Origin of the sequence: Pseudomonas sp. WS 5503, assembly GCF_012985385.1 — a bacterium.
Classification (GTDB): domain Bacteria; phylum Pseudomonadota; class Gammaproteobacteria; order Pseudomonadales; family Pseudomonadaceae; genus Aquipseudomonas; species Aquipseudomonas paracarnis.
Window position 1 is genome coordinate 179,928 of record NZ_JAAQWI010000009.1, and the last position, 17,571, is coordinate 197,498.

The following is a 17,571-nucleotide window of genomic DNA, read 5'->3' on the forward strand; positions in this document are numbered from 1 at the left end:
CATGGCCGATCCCAAGCAAGCAGACATCGTAGTAGTCGGCGCCGGCATTATCGGCGTCGCCTGCGCCTTGCAGCTGGCACGCCAAGGCCGCCGAGTCGTCGTGCTCGACCCGCAGGCACCCGGCATGGGCGCCTCCTACGGCAACGCCGGCCACCTGGCAACGGAGCAGGTGTTCCCCATCGCCGACCTGTCGATCCTCAAGCGCTTGCCCGCCATGCTCCTGGACCCCATGGGCCCGCTGCGCCTGGACTGGACCTACCTGCCCCGCGCCCTGCCCTGGTTTATTCGCCTGCTGCTGAACCTGCGGCCAGTGCGTTATCAGCGCACCGTAGCCGGCCTTCGCGCGCTGAACGAAGGCAGCCTGGGCGCGTGGCAACGCTTGCTGCAATCGATTGGGCAAGCGCCATTGCTGCGTGAAGACGGTTCGCTGTTGGTGTATGAGCGCGCCGAATCCCGCGCTGCACTGGATGCAGTGCAGCAACGCATGCGGCAGCAAGGCGTCGTCGTGGACTTCTGGAGCGGCGATGCGGTGCGCAAGGCTGCGCCGCAACTGAGCGACGCCATACAAGGCGGTTTGTTCTTTCCCGCTACCGGACATTTTCTGGACCCGTACACGGTGGTTGGCGAACTGGTGAACGCGGCCAAGGCTGAGGGGGTGCAATTTCTTCAGCAGCGCGTTCTGGACGGACGCCTGGAGGCTAGCGGCGTTTCCCTGATGACCGACCAAGGCGTACTGACAGCGCAGCAAGTGCTGATTGCCTGCGGCGCCCACTCGGCCAAACTCACCGCAGCTCTCACCGGCAAACAAGTGCCGCTGGACACCGAACGCGGTTACCACCTGATGCTGCCCCAGGAACAACAGCGCCTGCCCTTCGCGGTCACTTCACTGGAGCGCAAATTCATCATGACGCCCATGACCGGTGGCCTGCGCCTGGCCGGCACGGTCGAATTCGCCGGCCTCGACCGCCCAGCCAATATGCAACGGGCCTGGCAGTTGCACCGGTTGAGCAAAGGGCTGTTCCAACACGACTTGAGCGACAGCGAAGCCACGCCCTGGATGGGGTTTCGCCCTTCCCTGCCCGACTCGCTGCCGATCATTGACCGGGTGTGCGAAGGCAAAGTGCTGCTTGCATTTGGTCACCAGCATTTGGGACTGACACAAGCGGCGGTGACGGCCGAGTGGGTTGGGCAACTTGCTGCGGGTGAGCGGGTGCCAGAACTACAGCCTTATCGGCTAGATCGTTTCTGAACCTTACCGTGGTAAGCGCGAAGTGCTGAATAACGCATCAGCCGTTTCTTGGATTTCATCGCGCATCCATAGCTTGTTCAACCAACCGACAGGGATAGCCTGGACGCCGTAATACGCCCCCGCCAGTTGCCCAACGATTGCGGCAGTAGTGTCTGCGTCATCCCCAAGGTTGGCGGCAGCGAGTATCGCTTCAGCAAAATTTGAGGTCTGATCGAAACACCAGAATGCGGCCTCCAGCGAAGCCACCGCATAACCTGAGCCAACGATTTGAGCAGAGGTTTTATCGCGATAATCGCCAGAGGCGATAGCCTTGATCTTAGGGGCCAACAGCGCGGTGTGGGAAAAACTCAGCACCTGCTTCTTTGGAACACCGCTCAGGGCATTGCTGATAGCCTCGGCCAGCAGCAGGCAGCACTCGATAGCCTCCTGCGCGGCATGCGTAGTTCGCGAGCTTTGCTCGGCAAACAGGTGGATGTCCGCCCTATCTGGAAAGTAAAACAACACGACAGGTGCGAGGCGCATCATCGAACCATTGCCGGCCGAATACGGATGCGTTGAGCCCGCAAAAGCGTTGCCACTTTGCTGAAATTGCTCCAACGCTTCGCGAACCGTCATGCCGATATCAAAGCACTCTCCGGTAGAACTCAAGTAACCCCACTTCCACCAATTCAGATAACGTCCCATCTGGTCCATCGCGTCAAAACCGCCTTTGCGCAACAGGCTTTCGGCCAGACACAGAGCCATGGAGGTATCGTCAGTCCATTGGCCAGGCTTGAGGCTAAACGGTCCGCCGCCTAGCATATCCGTCACGGGAGAAAAGCTGCCGCGGGGCATGAATTCAACCGTCGTCCCTACCGCATCGCCACACGCCAGCCCAAGTAGGCTGCCGCGATAACGATCCAAAAGCGTGATATTCATTGCCACTCCTCGTGAAAATCTTGCTACACCCGCCAGGCTACTTGACCAACCGCTTCTCCTTGGAGGGGCGATAGCCGAAATACGCGCTGTAGCATTTGCTGAAATGGCTCGGCGAGACAAACCCGCACGCCACCAGCACATCCACCTGGGATAACTCGGTGTGCTGCAACAGGCGTCGCGCCTCAGTGACGCGCAGTTCCATGTAGTAGCGCTGCGGCGTGGTACCCAGCTGTTCTTTGAACAGGCGCTCCAACTGGCGGCGGGAACGGCCGGCGTAGACGGCGAGTTGATCGAGTTCCAGGGGTTCTTCGAGGTTGGCGTCCATCAACTTCACCACCTCGCGCAACGGCGCGCTGACACAGATGTTTTCAGTGGGTTTGATACGGCGGTAGCGTGACTCTTCGAACGCCAGGATATCTTCGATGCCTTCGACCAAGGCTTTGCCATGCAGGCTCTTGATCCAGTCCAAGGCCATATGGAAAGCCCCCGAGGGGCTGGACGCGGTGAGGCGGTCGCGGTCGATCACGTAGGGCTCGCTGGTGACCTGCGCCGCCTTGGACACTTCGGCCAGCGCCGGGCGATGTTCGGGGTGGATGGCACAGCGGTAACCCTGCAGCAGCCCCGCACGCCCGAGGAACCACGAGCCGTTCCACAAACCGGCAAGGCGCACGCCCGCTTCACCCGCACTGCGCAGCCATTGGATAAATGGCTCGCTCGCCTTGAGTTCGGTGCGAAAACCACCGCAGATCACCAACAGGTCCAAGTCCTGCAAGCTCGCCAGCGTCAGGTTCGCATCCGGGCGAATGACCAGGCCCAGGTCGCTGATCACTTCGCCCTCACCCCAGCCGAAGGTGCGCGTAGCGAACAGATCGGGGCGCAACAGGTTGGCGGTCACCAGCGTGTCGAGGGTCTGGGTAAAGGCCGGCAAGGAGAAGTGTTCGAGCAGCAAAAAACCGACACGGGTGACCGAGGTCGATTGCTGGGGATTATCACTGAGGTAGCGCAGGTTCTTGCCTTGCATGCCACCGCTGAACTGGCGTCTTTCCATCGAGGGTCGGCCCACGCTTATTGTTGTGCAGTGGGGGCTATCTTAGGGGCAAATGCAGTGCCTGTCTCAGGTGACGCTCGAGGCTGGCAGCGGCCATTGCACTGATCTTGATAAAAACTGTTCGTTTGAAAAGCCACGGCCCAGGCGCTGCGCGGTGATCTGATACGGTTTTTTCTTTTCGATCTGCGCCTGTATTGAAAACCGCTTGAGGCGGACAATAGCCCCATCCCGACACTCCTGTCGTCCCCTTCCCCTCGGAGGCCTTATGACCAAGATGGCAATTTTCCTGTTCGGCTTTTTGGTATTGACCATTGGCATCGGCATGTTGGCGACCATCTCGCCGGTCTAATCCCGCATCGTGGCGAGGGAGCTTGCTCCCGTGACGGCCTGCCAACCGACGGTGATCTACCTGACGCCCCGAGACCTAAATGTGGGAGCTGGCTTGCCTGCGATGACGGCCTGACGGTCAACTCAGTTGGACCGTGTACATATCCATTCCTGCGGTAGCGGCCACTTAGGGTTCCGCTTTTACAGCGGCTCACTTTTGAAAAGAGCCAAAAAGTAAGCAAAAGGCTCTTACCCCACCACTCGGCACCTCGCTTAGGCTGGGTGTGCCCGTACTCCTCCAGCGTGGTTTGACGGGGCGCCTAAGATCAAAAGCAGATCAAGAGCGACTCGCTTCGCATCGTGGTTACCGTCGGCTGCTACGGGTGCTTTGCAAAGTTGTATAGATACCTATGGTCATCGCAGGCAAGCCAGCTCCCACATTGGATCGCGGCGCATCAGTTATATCTGTGTCGGCTGCCAGGCCGTCGCGGGAGCAAGCTCCCTCGCCACAGATTTAGCGTCGTGCCGAAGTTATGTAGATACCTATGCTGCGATGACGGCCTGACAGTCAACGCGTTACCTACGCCACCTCAGCCCACAAACAGCATCGGATACAGCGACAGCACCAACAGCCCGGCCATGGACCAGTTGAACATCCGCAACCAGCGCGGCTCACGCAGCAAGTTGCGCAAGCCGCTGCCACACCCCACCCATACACACACGCTCGGCAAATTGACTACCGCAAACACCAGGGCGATCACCAGCACATTGGTGACATAACCCTCGGCAGGCGTATAGGTAGTGATCGCCCCCAGCGCCATGATCCACGCCTTGGGGTTGACCCACTGGAAGGCCGCCGCACCGAGGAAGGTCATCGGCTTGCCATGTTCATCCGGGTTATCAGACATGCCGCCCGCATTGGCAATCTTCCACGCCAGATACAACAAATACGCGGCGCCGACATAACGCAATAGCGTGTAGGCCCACGGAAACAGCTTGAACACCTCGCCCAAGCCCAGCCCCACACAAATCACCAACAGCATGAAGCCAATGCTGATCCCCAGCGCATGAGGCATCGAACGGCGAAAGCCGAAATTCACGCCTGAGGCCAGTAACATGGTGTTGTTGGGCCCAGGGGTGATCGAAGAGACAAAAGCGAACAGCACGAAAGCTGATAACAGGCTGGTAGACATGATCATGGCGCGGCATCCAAGCGGTGGTGATGTGCCTGCGACAGTAGGGGGTTATGGCGCGCTGCGCCCCGTACAGCTAGGGATGGATCGAGGCATACACTTGCAAAGCCTTCATCGAGAAGTAGCGCTTACCGAGGCGCATCGGGAACCGGTGTGGGAACCTGCCATGCCGGTTTTTTGCCTTCCTGACTGTCGAAAATACGCCGAGCCTTGCGAAAGTCCTCCACGTTTTCCACCACCCAGGTCCAGATAGGCGACATGCGAATCAAAAGCTCCCTGCCCAGCGGCGTCAGCTCGTACTCGACGCGGGGAGGAATTTCACCGAACTCGCGCCGAACCAACAAACCATCGCGCTCCATGGCACGAAGCGTCTTGGTCAACATGCGCTGAGTCACACCCGTCATCTGTCGTTTTATCTCGGCATGACGCATTGCACCGTACACACCCAGGGCATGCAGGATGCCCAATGCCCAGCGGCTACCGGCATGAGCAAGGACTTCACGCCTGACGCCATCGTCCTCCTCTCTGAGCGACTGGCAGATAACTTCTGCCTGGCTGAGCGTTTCCTGATCGGTCATTTCTACCCCTGGTATCACACGTGTGCCTTCTTATGAGCGCTGCCGAATCGTGCCAGCATGGGCTCATCTTATCGCCAACAGGTCTGCGGAGAAATCATGCCTGAAATGACCCCACTTCCCCCTCAATCGATCCTCGTTCTAGGTGCCGGCGAACTCGGCCTGCCGGTTTTGCGCAACCTGGCGCGGGAGGCCAAACGCGCGCCCGGTTCCACCATCAGCGTATTACTCAGGGAATCGACCATCAACACTCAAGCGCCCGAGAAAAAGGCAGACATCGATGAGCTGCGCAGCCTGGGCATCCAGATGGTCGCCGCAGATCTGGTGAACGACTCAATCGATCAACTTGCCAAGGTCTTCGCACGCTTCGATACCGTGATCGGCTGCGCGGGCATGATCGCGGGCCGAGAAACCCCGATGAAGCTGGCAACCGCCGCACTCAAATCCGGCGTGAAGCGCTACTTCCCCTGGCAGTTTGGCGTGGATTTCGAAGTGATTGGCCGGGGCAGCCCCCAGGATCTGTTCGATGCCCAACTGGATGTGCGTGAGTTGCTGCGCGCCCAGGACAACACTGAATGGGTCATCATCTCGACAGGCATGTTCACCAGCTTCCTGTTCGAGCCGGTGTTCGAGGTCGTCGACTTCGACAACAACACAGTGAACGCCCTGGGCAGCCTCGAGAACAGCGTGACGCTCACGACACCGGACGACATCGGTACGCTGACAGCGCAAATCGTGTTCTTCGAACCGCGCATGCGCAATCAGATTGTCTATCTCGCCGGCGACACCGTCACGTATGGGCAGGTTGCGAGCATGCTGGAACGCGTTCTGGATCGCCCGTTCAAACGCAACGTGTGGACGGTTGACTATCTCATGCAGGCACTGGAAAAAGACCCCACGCACCACATCAAGAAGTACCGTGCTGTATTCGCACAAGGCAAAGGTGTGGCCTGGCCTAAGGCGGCCACGTTCAACGAGCAACAATCGATTCCTGTCACCACTGCTGAGCAGTGGGCTCGGGAAAACCTTGCAGTCCATTGAAAACCGGATGCTGAAGCCAGCCGTAAAGGCTGGCACGGGTGAAGGGACAGTCAGCGGCTCTGAGCTTCACGCTGCTGGCCAGAAACATGTTGTTTTTTTTACATGCCTACGCGACTTTAGCTCGTATTGATGGTGAATAAACCAGGCGATCAACAATAACCCAGTGACGCCAAAAACCAAGACCAACAGCTCTAGTGCAGTACCTTCATGTGAAAACATTTTTCGTTCCTCGTCCTGAAGCCGTATGACCTAAAAAACAGTCACACCGAAATTGTTTGTAATAATTCAAACATTTTCAGGGTAGTCGGCAAATCCGCACGTGACAACCCCTGATCGACCCAGGACCCTTGATCTAGACGTGTCACTCGTCGAAAACACGCATAAATCACAGGCAATAAAAAACCCCGTAGACGCTGATCTACGGGGTTTGTGTTCGCTTACTTGCTGCCAGAAGCGTCCTGCTCGACCACCATATCCAACACGTAGACCGTCGAAGGCGCATCCGCTGGCGGATTCTTCCATTCGTACTGTTTGACCCGCAGCACAGTGCGCACGCCGTCATGATGCACAAAGCCTTCGATAGGCTGGTACAGCGGATGCCAGGTGTCTTGGGTCGCCAGTTGCAGGCCCGCGTCGTCATAGCGACGCTCGCGCACTTGCAGGCACTGATAACCTGGGATCAAAGGATGGCTGCACTTGACCGTCTTGGCCGCCACTTCCAGAAACTTGACCTCACCCTCGCTACCGTAGCGGGTCTGCGGGGTGGCCTCGCCTTGCAGCTTGAGCACCGAGCCATCCGCTTTCGTCAGTTGCAGCATCGGCGCCACGTTATCGCCGGTGATCACAGCGCGCAGATCACCCTTGAACAGCCGCCCTACTTGGGCATCAAGGTCCATCAGGCTCTTGTCACAGGCCATCAGCGTAGAGGCCAGTGGCTGAACCTTCAGAACTCCGTCCTGATAGTGAAAGCCGCCGAACTGACGATTGCAGCCACCGCTGATGCTCAGGTTCTTGTCACCGAAGGCAACGCGCAACTTGCGCTCGATGCCTTTGTTCATCGCCACAAGAGGCTTGCCCGACGCATCCGTTGCCGAGACCAGGTTCCAGTCGTAAGCGGATAAGGTTGGCTGGGCTACAGCTGCTGAGGTAATAGGCATTGAAGGTGATTCTTCATGGCTTTTGGAAGGGGCGGCACAGCCTTGGATGAGTGCAGCACACACGGCTACAAGAAGAATTTTTTGTTTCATGGGTCACTCTGTCAGCTTTGATGAGTGCGGGCGTTATCCTGCGCAGGCAGGATAAGCGCGCGGCTAAACCGGCATGAGGAGGTCGCTTGAGGCTCTACTGAGCGTAGACCCAATGCGCGCTTGGCGGACCTCTTCCTTGGCCGATAGCAATCGGACATCATTTGTTTGGTTCAGTTTCACGGGCGTTGGAAGTGCCGGCAAATCCCAGGCAATAAAAAACCCCGTAGACGTTAATCTACGGGGTTTTCAAGAGTGGAGGCCGAGGTCGGAATCGAACCGGCGTAGGCGGATTTACAATCCACAAATATTTTTTATTTATCAAGCACCTACATAACAATCCATTCCGCATCGCCAGTATTTACACGTCGCTGGAGCCTTCTAAAATAGGGCAGATCTATTTCGGTTGCGGAATGGATTTTCCACGCTTTGTCGCCTAAAGTCGGGTAGCCCCGACTCGCCCAGTCACGCCTTACGTGCAAAGGTCGTAGAGAGGGATTAGAAATCAGCTCGCCTTGGAGGCATCGACAATATAGCTCACGCTAGGGGTGGAATACTTGTTTCTGACTCTAGAACGCTCAGAACAGATAGAAACACACACCAGCAGCTTGAAGATGCACATACTTTCATTCCAACCAATAGCCACACCGCAATTATTTATTATTTTTCGCACTGCGCTCGACAAATCGATTGAACTTAGTATTCAATACAAACACGTACTCACATATAGCGCTACTGAAATCCAGCAAATCTTTCGCATCCTCTTTGGATATCTTCTCACTACTAGCATGCGCTCCAATATTTCTGTGCTTTCTCAACGCCTCCCCCCATTCAAACAACCTTATATCAATTACTTCAGCCTCCTTTAACTCTTTCAACCCACCAGCTAACGTTTTATTTTTTGTTTTATGGTGCATACACAAACCTTCTATAGTCCTCCCACACATCACTGCACATGCGCTATACGCTTTAGCCTTAAAGCAGAGCCTTGCTTCTACAAGTGAAACACTTGCTATTTCAGGAATCTCGCGATCAACACTCGCATCTTGTGGTGGCCATAATCGATGTAAATTATCCCACTCCCAATCATCGTACCCAACTTGTATCTTCTCCGTAATCCCCAACAGAGCCGACTTACATACTGGGCATTGAACCAACACTCTTTTACAGGGAAACGGATAATCCGGGTCGTTATCGTAAACCTCCCCTTTCTCTATTCCATCTACTTTTGACTCACAGTGATTACATTCAATTATCATGATTAACCTTCGCATTCTTAGATTAAATAATTTTTATTTTAGAACATGAATCTACGAAATAGTACTGACAGCGAATCCCATCGCGTCGGGATTAACCATTTAGAGGATAGCAGGTACGTTTGCAATCGTTAGATAACAGGATGATCAATTTAAATCTGCTTGAGCAGCCCACGCCGCTTTTCCGTGACCCCGATGATGGATTGGATGTAGCGATTCACCAAAGCCCCGACCAGCCTAGCCCTCATCTCCGAATCGCTGCGTTTTGTAGTAGTTTCTAAGCAAGACTCACGGACGGCCTAATTGAGGCACTGCCGGTACGGGCCTGTGTTTTTCTCGAACGGAAATCGAAGGCATGCTTGGCGATGATTCGCTGCCAACATATCCTGACGAGGGCTAAAATCACCAAATACTTCGACACAGCGGGCACGTATGGCAATCGACAACTGTACAGAGACTTTCGAAAAACTTACTTCAATCGTTCTTCCGAGCCACTTTACTCGGCTGACCACGGCACTTGCTCATCCGATACCGGCGCAAAAGTTCGTCGGATTTAAGAGTCCGACTAAAGAGGCCCTATCCCGAGCTGGTCGTTCAACAGATTTTCCCGGCTGTTATGTCTTCATCAATGCAGGTAAGCCTATCTACGTTGGTATCTCGCGAGGCGTCGTCAACCGACTGGTCCAGCATTTGAATTTCCAGTCGCATTACACCGCAAGCTTGGTCTATCGGATAGCAAGTGAGGATTTTCCGCACGAAATGAAGCGCGACCAAGCCATGAAGGATGACAAATTTCGTGAAGTTTTCTTGTCTGCTCAAGGCCGTCTTCGTGAGATGTCGGTAGCATTTATTGAAATCGGTAACGATTTGGAGTTGTATCTATTTGAGGTAATGGCAGCCATGCACTTCGATACTGCCAGATGGAATACATTCCGCACACATTGATCTCGCTACCTGATCGAATTTCCAAAGTACACCAAACCTTAAGCCACCGCTCATACCGAAGGCTTCGACGGTTCGTAAGCCACTATTGAGCATTTCAAACTTGAGGTCTGGATAGGGATTCGAACCCGACCTGCCCCCCCCCCCAACCCGCTCTAGGCCGCAATTACATTGGGTTATGGGTAAGCTGCAAGGACAGAAACGGCCTACAGCGGCCCAGCTTATGCCCTAAATTTTCCCTAAGCTGTCGCTACCATTCTGTTCATCAAGCCACTGGGCGTATTGATCATCCAGCTCCATTTCGCGATCCCGGTCCTTGTCGCTCTCTCCGGCAAGAATCTCCACACCCTCTTCAGCAATCCGCCACTCGTAGTCACGACGCACCAATCGAACCTGAGCATCAAGATAGAACGCACGACCGTGATACATGCGGTCTTGGTCTTGCTCCCCTTCATAGGCAAAAGACACACGCAGGGTCAGAACGCCCACCTCAATATCGTAAATAGAGTCGTTAGTCGACAGGCCTTTTACCGTGAATCCGGTGGCGTTGGTTTCACCAACTGCATCAGAGATGCAAATCGTCTATTTCGCTCTCGAAGGCGGAATACACATCATCTTCATAGATAGCATCACCCAGAACGACAATCCCGAGAGCAGCCTTCATTAAACGTGGGTCATCTGGTTTCCGCTTCGCGATCACGTTCAACTCATGAAAATGAGCAAAACCAGCGGCCAGAGACACGCGCTCCTGAGCCACTGCTAGAGATATCGATGTGTCCCTTGACAGAGATTTAGCACGACGCTTGAGGATGCTTACATAGGAATAATTAGACATAGCACTTTCTCCAAGAACGACGCTCTAGCTGATTGCTTGCTCACCAGGTGCGCCTTGGGTAGGTGCTAAATTGGTATGACGCAGTTGAACGATGGTGCAGTGCTATGCCATTGCAAGCAGGCAGGCGCCCATCAGCACCTACCTCGATCATCACACACTCCGTATCGACAAGCAATTGGCGCACTCCTGCACGTCCCGATTGTGTAGGGGTATTTTGGGGGAGGATGGGGTTTGGCCAGTGCTTGCGGGCAGTGGTGCCCGTCCAAAGCAGAGTGCATAAATGCATAATGGGCATTTGATGGCATAGACCGGCGTATGGTTTGCCCCATTCCAAAAAAATACTGATCGCGTTCCAGCTTTAAGCCGCCTGCCACGTAAAACAAAATCAAACCATAGATTCAGCCCAGTCGCGCATGCCGAGGCGCATTGGCGTAGCGTGGCGCACTGAGCTGCGGTAGCATCAAGCTATCAACGAATCTCGTCATGGAGGCTGGACATGAGTTTCTCATTAATGGATAACCCACAATTGCTAATCGCGGTAGCAATAGGATTTTGTCTGGTATTTATTATCACAGTTAAATTAATATGGAAAAGCAAAACCTCGCTCAAAGCTGACAAAGGCGGCATTGTGGTCAATGGACCTAACAAAGGAACCATTAAGACCTCATATCGAAAAGGTAAGTAAATGCGGAGCTTGCTGGAGTATGTAGGTCTCTTGAAGTCTCGCAGCGATACAACTATCACAGCGACGAAGGGGGGAATCGCTCTAAACGGTGCAAACTACGGCACCATTATAAACAATGATAGCGAAGCAATTAAAACCGCACTGATAGAAGTGATAACTCGCCAAGACGAAATGCGGACTCTTGGCGTAGAGGGCGAACTTCAGAGCGAGATTGGGCGGCAAATTGATCACTATAGAGACCTGATGAACTCGGGCCGAGTTAATGAGGCTCGCGACCTTTATACTGAGTTACTTACTCACCAGGCAAAAAATCTTCAACCCACTTCTATTTTTCGAATCAAAGCAAACTTAGGCATTTGCAATCATCTGCTCGGCCTGCCAGAGAAAGCTGCGCAGCTGCTCACTGAGGCGTGCACCTACGCACCGGATGATCCCCGTGCCGTCGCCTTTAAGACATTTGCATATATCTTGCAAGGTAAAACTCTTGAAGCTATTCAATATGGCCTAAAAGAGCTAAAACGTGATTCTAAAAATGAAACGCTGGCCGAATTCGTTTTACAAGCCACCAGAATCCATTACCAATATGAGGGGGTTTACCCTGATCCCTACGAACAATTCAGCGACGAACTCAAGCAAGCTAAATCCGTTCGACTAGCGCATATTCATCTGCTTGCCTCACAAAACCACCAAGGTTGGAGGGATTTAGCTGATGAATATCTTGGTGAAAATCCGGATGACTTATTAGCGAAAAGCCTAGTCGCCTTAGGCATTATCCAATCATACGTTAATGAACGGCAAGGCCAGAACGGCTTCAACTTTTCGGCTGCTGACGTACAAAAAGTTGAAGTCGCTGCAGAATACTTTAACGACTATTGGGTAGACTTTAAAAAAAGCGACAAATTGGCGAATGGCTGGGACCTACAAGTCATTCAAGGCCTAATCATCGCCTACAAACTAACACGAAACAAGGAAAAACTAAGAGACCTTTGCATTTACAGCCTTTCTGAGTTATCCGAAGACCAGGCATTAATTGATACAACAGCTAAATGCTTGCTGGATCTAGACGAACCAGACCTTTGCAGAGAAGCTATTGAAAAACTGGATGACCACGAGGATGCCAGAAAACTTCATTTTTTGCTTTTGGTTGCTCAGAAAGACTGGGATGCTTTGTCGAGCTATCAAGACTATCAACTGGCTAGTTTTAATGGGGAATTCTTATGCCAAGCCAAAGTGGTATGTTATATCGCCAGGGCTCGTAAGGGAGACTCTAAAGGAAAGCACCAGTTAGAGAAACTGCTTTCTGTTTCCCCGCTAAATAGCCGAGCTCGCTTATTACTTTTCGAATTCTCAACCGCATCTAACATCAGGACAATAGCTGAAATCGCTTATACCTACGGGGCCGACCTAGTCAACAGCGAAACAGATGTGATTGAGTTTTTCCATTATATGAAGCTTATCCGTTCATTAATGATGTGGAAAGAAATCATTTCACGCCTCAGTGTTTACCCCGAGGTCGCTGACAATTACGATCTGAAACATATGTTAGCACTTGCCTTTGTAAATGAGCATCCAGTGAGGGCGGAGGCTGTTAGCTTTTATGAAGACTTGGCGTTAGCCCCCAAGGGCTTCGAATTATTGCTCGGAATTTATTACTTTAAAAGGAAGGCTTTTCTAGAAGCCAGGCAGTACATTATCCAATATTACAGCTCGGGTGGAACCGATCTCTATGGCTTCCTTGCTCTGATAGACATGGCGACGTATGAAAGAGACCACCAAGCGCTCTTAGAACTTTTCTCGACATATAACACTGAAGACTTTAACGGAACACCTGAACAATGGATGCACGTTGCAAGAGCGCTAATAATTATTGGCGATTCCAAAAAAGGATTACACCTAGCGTATGACTTATACGTCAAAAACCCAAAACTCTCGAAAATCGCCCTAGGTTACTTCCATGCTTTTCTCAACGCCAACAAAGATGCGCTTCTAACTGATAGCTTAGCAGTAAGTGGCGGATGTCACTTCAAATTGATCTGCTCAGACAACTCTATTATCGAGCGTGATGTTTCTGAAAGCATCGAGGATGACCTCTCTCTTAACCCGCAAGATATAGACCCATATGTAAAGAAAGTACTTGGGGAAAAAATCGGCTTTGAGTATACACAGGAAAAATTACAAGGCCAGGTAACCTGGAGACTAGAAGAGGTCAAGCACAAATACCTCGACGCCTTCCATAAAGTTTGCTCCACATATGAAAGTGAATTCCCAGAAGCTGGTGGATTGTGGTCAATAAAGGTTGAAGACGGAAACGTCCAACCCCTTCTTGACTTTATAAAAGGCCAAGCTGAAAGAGATGAAGATTTCATATCCACAATAGCTGAGAAAAATATGCCCTTTGGTGTTGCAGCTGGAATGTGGAAGAAAAACGTAGTCCAAGTTTCAGACTTAATGAGGAGCAGCAAAGGGAACATCTATACTTGCTTAGGCACTGTGGAAGAACGCGACGGGGCGATTGAATTGGTCCGCGAATACAGAGAGAAAACCATTGTCTTAGATACCTATTCCGCCTGGGTTTCCGCCGAGCTGAACCTATTGGAACCATTATCTGCGTATTTTGATACAGTTATGCTTGCCCAATCCTCATTAGACTCTATACATCAACTTGCCAGAGAAGTGGAAGAACGAGGTGGCGCTGGATTTAGTATTGCATGGTTGAACGGCGCCTTCATAAAAAACGAATACACCGACGACGAACTTCGCGCCGAAGTCAAGCGAATATCTTTGCATGCCGAGGTCATAAGCAGTCAGTGCCAAATTACCAACTTTAACTTTTCGACCGGAATGGACGAGCTTACCGAAACCTTGCTCGAAATTAGTCCTGAAGCAATAGAACCCTACTTCTTAGCCAAGAGCAATAACGCACTTTTTATTTCGGATGATGGCTTTTCAAGAGGCTTCGCCAAAAACGCTTATGAATTGAATGATAGTGTGTGGCTGCAAGCTTTTCTCAACGAGGCTTTATTGGATGGAGATATAACGCCGTCTGCATATGTCGATGCGATTTTCGGACTGTGTCGCTTAAAGCATACATCAGTATCCGTAAGCACATACGTTCTAGATTCAGTTTTTGAAAGGGATTCAACGTTCAATTTACACGAATTTAAGATCATTGCAGAATATGTAGGTGGGCCGTCCGCAGAAGAAAGAAGTCACTTCGACCTAATTTTTCGCTTTATTATCAAACACTGGTTTTTAGCATATAACCCAACCAACGACAACGTGATTGAGAACCTTCTGCATATTAGTCATGGAGATGCCTTTCCTTCGGCAAAAGTGAAGAAAGCAACGAGTATATTGCTGGAGAGAATGCGACTGATGCCCAACGGCGTAAGACACCTCCATGACTTGGCAAGATTCCCAATATTACGGCTGAGAGGTTTCATTAGGGATTGGTGGGAAGGTCACTTTTACAATTAAATCAATAGAAACAATAGAAAACTGACGTCTTGCTAGCACAGCTGGGCGTCATAGAATAAATGCTCCACTTTCGCCTTATTCAAACAAAAAGCGGAACCCCATAAGCGTCCTTCCATCGCGTTAGCTCCGTTATTTACAAGCTACAGACCATAGTTGATCGAGTTTGGTAGTAAGCGCTCCATAAACCCCACATTCAAAGCCGTCACCTGATCCCCGATGCTGTGCTCCCGATTCCTTTACGGAGCCAGCACCTCATGATGCGTCCCGACGCAAAAGTCGAAAAGTCGTAAGCGCTCCATAAACCCCACCTAGTCAAAAATGGGCGGCGAGTTTAGCCGTGGGATCCAGGCTTGCAGTTCCACGGCAACAAGGCTTCGTAATCTTCAACCGAGGATGCCTGTGGCAGGCGCTCCAGTGCGTGGCGCAGCCACGCATAAGGCTCTTGGCCGTTGGCTTTGGCGGTCTCGACCAGGCTGTAGAGTTGAGCACTCGCCGTCGCGCCTTTGGGCGTATCGCTGAACAACCAGCTCTTCCTTCCGATAACGAAGGGCCGGATCGCACGCTCGGCGGTGTTGTTGTCGATGGGCAAATAGCCTTGCTCGACGTACCGTTCCAGTTTGCTCCAGTTGTTTGCCAGGTAGGTAACAGCCTTGCCAAGTGCATTCTGCGTGGTCATGTATGGGAGCGTTTTCTCCACCCAGGCCTTCAGCTCACTCATCACCTTGAGACTTAAATCCTGACGTCCTTTTTTCCGCCCCTCATCGCTACTCTCTTTGTAGGCGATCTCGATGCCGTATAGCTTGCTGATCAGCTTCAGCGCTATATCCGCCCGGCCTGTCTTGCCTTTGGGTTGCACTTTTTGCGCTTCGACAAACTTACGGCGTGCATGAGCCCAGCACCCTAAACGCTCGACTCCGTCCTGCGTGCCAAGCGCGTTGTAACCGGCGTAATCATCGGTCATGAGATAGCCGCAGTAGCCATCGAGCAGGCGCGTTGGAACCTCCTGCGAGCGGCCGGTGGAGTAGTCAAAAAGGATCACTGGTTTGTCTGGCGGGCCGCCGGTTTGCACCCACATCCAGGACTGACTGCTTGGCTCCCGGTCAGGCTCTTTCAACACCTGTACGCGTGTTTCATCGCAGTGAATGACCCGACTGGCCAAGAGGCTGTCGCGCATTAAATTCAGCAACGGCTGAAAGTGCTCACCGCATTGGATAACCCAGCGAGCCAGGATCTGACGTGGAATATCGATGCCATGGCGGCCCAGTACTTTTTCAAAGCGGTGGAGCGGCAAACCGTCCACGTATTTGGTGGTCAGCAGCATCGCCAGAACACTTGGGCTAGCCATGCTTTTTTCAATCAGTTGAGCCGGCTTGTCCGCAATGACCGGGGCCGTCTCGCAGTCGCGGCAACCGTAAACTTTACGAACGTGTTTGATCACTCGGATCTGCATCGGTACGATTTCAAGCTGCTCGCTGACTTCCTCGCCAATGACGTGTTTGCGGCAGCCGCAGGCACACGTCAGTTCATGCTCGGGAAGTTCGTGGATGACTTCGATACGTGGCAGGTCGGCAGGCAGCGGCTTGCGTTTGCCGCGACGCTTGGCCGGAGCGACAACCTCTTCTTCAACGTCTTCGCCGACAGGCTCGGCGATGCTTTCCGCCTCGTTAAAAGGGGCTAGCTGAGGCGTTGCCAGATCGGTTGTCTGCTCGGACTTACGTCCGAACAGGCGCTGGCGCAGCAGCGCGTTTTCTTCTTCAAGATGAACGATGCGGCCCTTGTTAGACTCGCGCTCAATCAGCATCTGCTCTAGCAATTGCTTGAGCAGCGCAGGGTCGTCAGGAAGGTCTTTGGGCATCGAAATCATGCCCTGGATTATACCGAATCAGGCCACGAATCGTGGCGTCAAAACCTGATGGGGACGGTTACGCCAGAGGTCAAAACCATCAAGCATCCAGTTGAGTTCCTGAACGGTCAGGACTATCGCCTCGTCACTGGCATCGGGCGATGTTTTGAACCGCTCAGACTCCAGCCGTTTGAGCCATAGACAGAAGCCGTTGCGCTCCCAATATAAAATCTTCACTCGGTTGCGGGGTTTGTTGAGGAAGACGAAAAGCACGGGGTCAAAAACCGCGACCTTAATGTCCAACTCGACCAGCGCAGCCAGGCCGTCGATGGATTTCCGGAAGTCGACAGGTTTGGGATACAGATACACTTTTTCGACTTTTGCATCGGGTCGCATCATGGCGGACGGGCTCCAGAAAGCAATCGGGAGCACAGCATCCGGGATCAGCTAAACGCTTTGAATGTGGGGTTCATGGAGCGCTTACGGCGCGACAGCCAGCGCTCAACTTTACAGTTTGGTCGAGACGGCTAAAGCCAACGGCCAAGAGCCCTATGCGTGGCTGCGCCACGCACTTGAGCGCCTGCCACAAGCCTCGAGGATAGAAGACTTTGAGGCCTTGCTGCCTTGGAACTGCTCGCTCGCATCGCCTTGCTAAGCGCGCCGCCTATTTTTGAATAGGTGGGGTTCATGGAGCGCTTACCAAAAACGTAGGTCGCTCAGCGGAATCAAAACGTCCCGCCTGATCACCAACACCGGTGGCCTACGGATGAGCCAGCAGATGTTGCGCAACCGCTGGGACGAAGCCCGAGAAAAAGCCGCAAGCGAAATCGAGCTCACGCATGCAAGCCGCTTACTTGGTCACTCAAGCGAAGAGATGACCAAGAAAGTGTATCGGAGAGTTGGAGAAATAGTTCGACCCACTAAATAATCTAGCATTT

The 17,571-nt window shown here is 52.8% G+C and carries 15 protein-coding genes and 2 pseudogenes; 7 read left to right on the forward strand and 10 right to left on the reverse strand.

All coding sequences use genetic code 11. The annotated features are described in order from the left end of the window. The first annotated feature begins 1 nt into the window (after window position 1). Window positions 2–1,249, forward strand: coding sequence for an FAD-dependent oxidoreductase (locus HBO10_RS22570; protein ID WP_034127617.1), 1,248 nt, complete (start codon window positions 2–4; stop codon window positions 1,247–1,249). Between the two features lie 3 nt (window positions 1,250–1,252). On the opposite strand, the gene HBO10_RS22575 is transcribed toward HBO10_RS22570, so the two are convergent. The 4 genes from HBO10_RS22575 to HBO10_RS22595 all read right to left on the reverse strand — a co-directional run bounded on the left by HBO10_RS22575 (window position 1,253) and on the right by HBO10_RS22595 (window position 5,313). Beyond that, complete coding sequence (locus tag HBO10_RS22575) at window positions 1,253–2,167, reverse strand: ADP-ribosylglycohydrolase family protein (protein WP_034127530.1); 915 nt, start codon at window positions 2,165–2,167, stop codon at window positions 1,253–1,255. A 37-nt stretch (window positions 2,168–2,204) separates the two neighbouring features. Next, entirely contained in the window at window positions 2,205–3,188 is a 984-nt protein-coding gene (locus tag HBO10_RS22580; RefSeq protein WP_052199968.1) for a GlxA family transcriptional regulator, read from the reverse strand. A 944-nt stretch (window positions 3,189–4,132) separates the two neighbouring features. Next, window positions 4,133–4,741: a LysE family translocator gene (locus tag HBO10_RS22590; protein WP_034127532.1), complete on the reverse strand. Its 609-nt coding sequence runs from the start codon at window positions 4,739–4,741 to the stop codon at window positions 4,133–4,135. Between the two features lie 122 nt (window positions 4,742–4,863). Then, window positions 4,864–5,313, reverse strand: a complete 450-nt coding sequence (locus HBO10_RS22595; RefSeq protein ID WP_034127533.1) for a helix-turn-helix domain-containing protein — start codon at window positions 5,311–5,313, stop codon at window positions 4,864–4,866. Between the two features lie 96 nt (window positions 5,314–5,409). On the opposite strand from HBO10_RS22595, the gene HBO10_RS22600 reads away from it, so the two are divergent. After that, window positions 5,410–6,351: an aromatic alcohol reductase gene (locus tag HBO10_RS22600; RefSeq protein WP_034127534.1), complete on the forward strand. Its 942-nt coding sequence runs from the start codon at window positions 5,410–5,412 to the stop codon at window positions 6,349–6,351. A 437-nt stretch (window positions 6,352–6,788) separates the two neighbouring features. Here HBO10_RS22600 and HBO10_RS22605 read toward each other — a convergent pair whose 3' ends face one another. Next, a complete protein-coding gene (locus HBO10_RS22605; RefSeq protein WP_230633855.1) occupies window positions 6,789–7,508 on the reverse strand; it encodes an META and DUF4377 domain-containing protein in 720 nt (239 codons plus the stop codon). Window positions 7,509–8,248: 740 nt separating this feature from the next. After that, window positions 8,249–8,854 (reverse strand): DUF4145 domain-containing protein, encoded by a 606-nt coding sequence (locus HBO10_RS22610; RefSeq protein WP_034127536.1) that lies wholly within the window; start codon window positions 8,852–8,854, stop codon window positions 8,249–8,251. A gap of 429 nt (window positions 8,855–9,283) precedes the next feature. Between HBO10_RS22610 and HBO10_RS22615 the strand changes: the two genes are divergently transcribed. Continuing rightward, the gene (locus tag HBO10_RS22615; RefSeq protein ID WP_034127537.1) at window positions 9,284–9,796 is read left to right on the forward strand and encodes a hypothetical protein; all 513 of its coding nucleotides are present in this window, start codon (window positions 9,284–9,286) and stop codon (window positions 9,794–9,796) included. 225 nt (window positions 9,797–10,021) lie between these two features. Here HBO10_RS22615 and HBO10_RS22620 read toward each other — a convergent pair whose 3' ends face one another. Both HBO10_RS22620 and HBO10_RS22625 read right to left on the reverse strand, forming a co-directional pair. Next, on the reverse strand, window positions 10,022–10,282 hold the full coding sequence (locus tag HBO10_RS22620; protein ID WP_052199969.1) for a hypothetical protein: 261 nt from the start codon (window positions 10,280–10,282) through the stop codon (window positions 10,022–10,024). Window positions 10,283–10,358: 76 nt separating this feature from the next. After that, a complete protein-coding gene (locus HBO10_RS22625) occupies window positions 10,359–10,628 on the reverse strand; it encodes a hypothetical protein (RefSeq protein ID WP_052199970.1) in 270 nt (89 codons plus the stop codon). A 496-nt stretch (window positions 10,629–11,124) separates the two neighbouring features. Here HBO10_RS22625 and HBO10_RS22630 point away from each other — a divergent pair, with 496 nt between their 5' ends. Both HBO10_RS22630 and HBO10_RS22635 read left to right on the forward strand, forming a co-directional pair. Then, complete coding sequence (locus HBO10_RS22630; RefSeq protein ID WP_034127538.1) at window positions 11,125–11,313, forward strand: hypothetical protein; 189 nt, start codon at window positions 11,125–11,127, stop codon at window positions 11,311–11,313. Between the two features lie 30 nt (window positions 11,314–11,343). Further along, a complete protein-coding gene (locus HBO10_RS22635; RefSeq protein WP_169922112.1) occupies window positions 11,344–14,790 on the forward strand; it encodes a hypothetical protein in 3,447 nt (1,148 codons plus the stop codon). Between the two features lie 331 nt (window positions 14,791–15,121). Here the strand turns inward: HBO10_RS22635 and HBO10_RS22640 are convergent, their stop codons facing one another. Beyond that, window positions 15,122–16,654 (reverse strand): IS66 family transposase, encoded by a 1,533-nt coding sequence (locus HBO10_RS22640; protein ID WP_034127540.1) that lies wholly within the window; start codon window positions 16,652–16,654, stop codon window positions 15,122–15,124. Between the two features lie 18 nt (window positions 16,655–16,672). Further along, entirely contained in the window at window positions 16,673–17,032 is a 360-nt protein-coding gene (gene tnpB / locus HBO10_RS22645) for an IS66 family insertion sequence element accessory protein TnpB (RefSeq protein WP_034127541.1), read from the reverse strand. Between the two features lie 85 nt (window positions 17,033–17,117). On the opposite strand from tnpB, the pseudogene HBO10_RS22650 reads away from it, so the two are divergent. Together HBO10_RS22650 and HBO10_RS31425 are read left to right on the forward strand one after the other, a co-directional pair. Then, window positions 17,118–17,288: pseudogene (locus HBO10_RS22650) on the forward strand (transposase domain-containing protein); the annotation flags it as partial. A 48-nt stretch (window positions 17,289–17,336) separates the two neighbouring features. Continuing rightward, window positions 17,337–17,561 (forward strand): annotated as a pseudogene (locus HBO10_RS31425) (integrase); the annotation flags it as partial. Window positions 17,562–17,571: the final 10 nt, after the last annotated feature.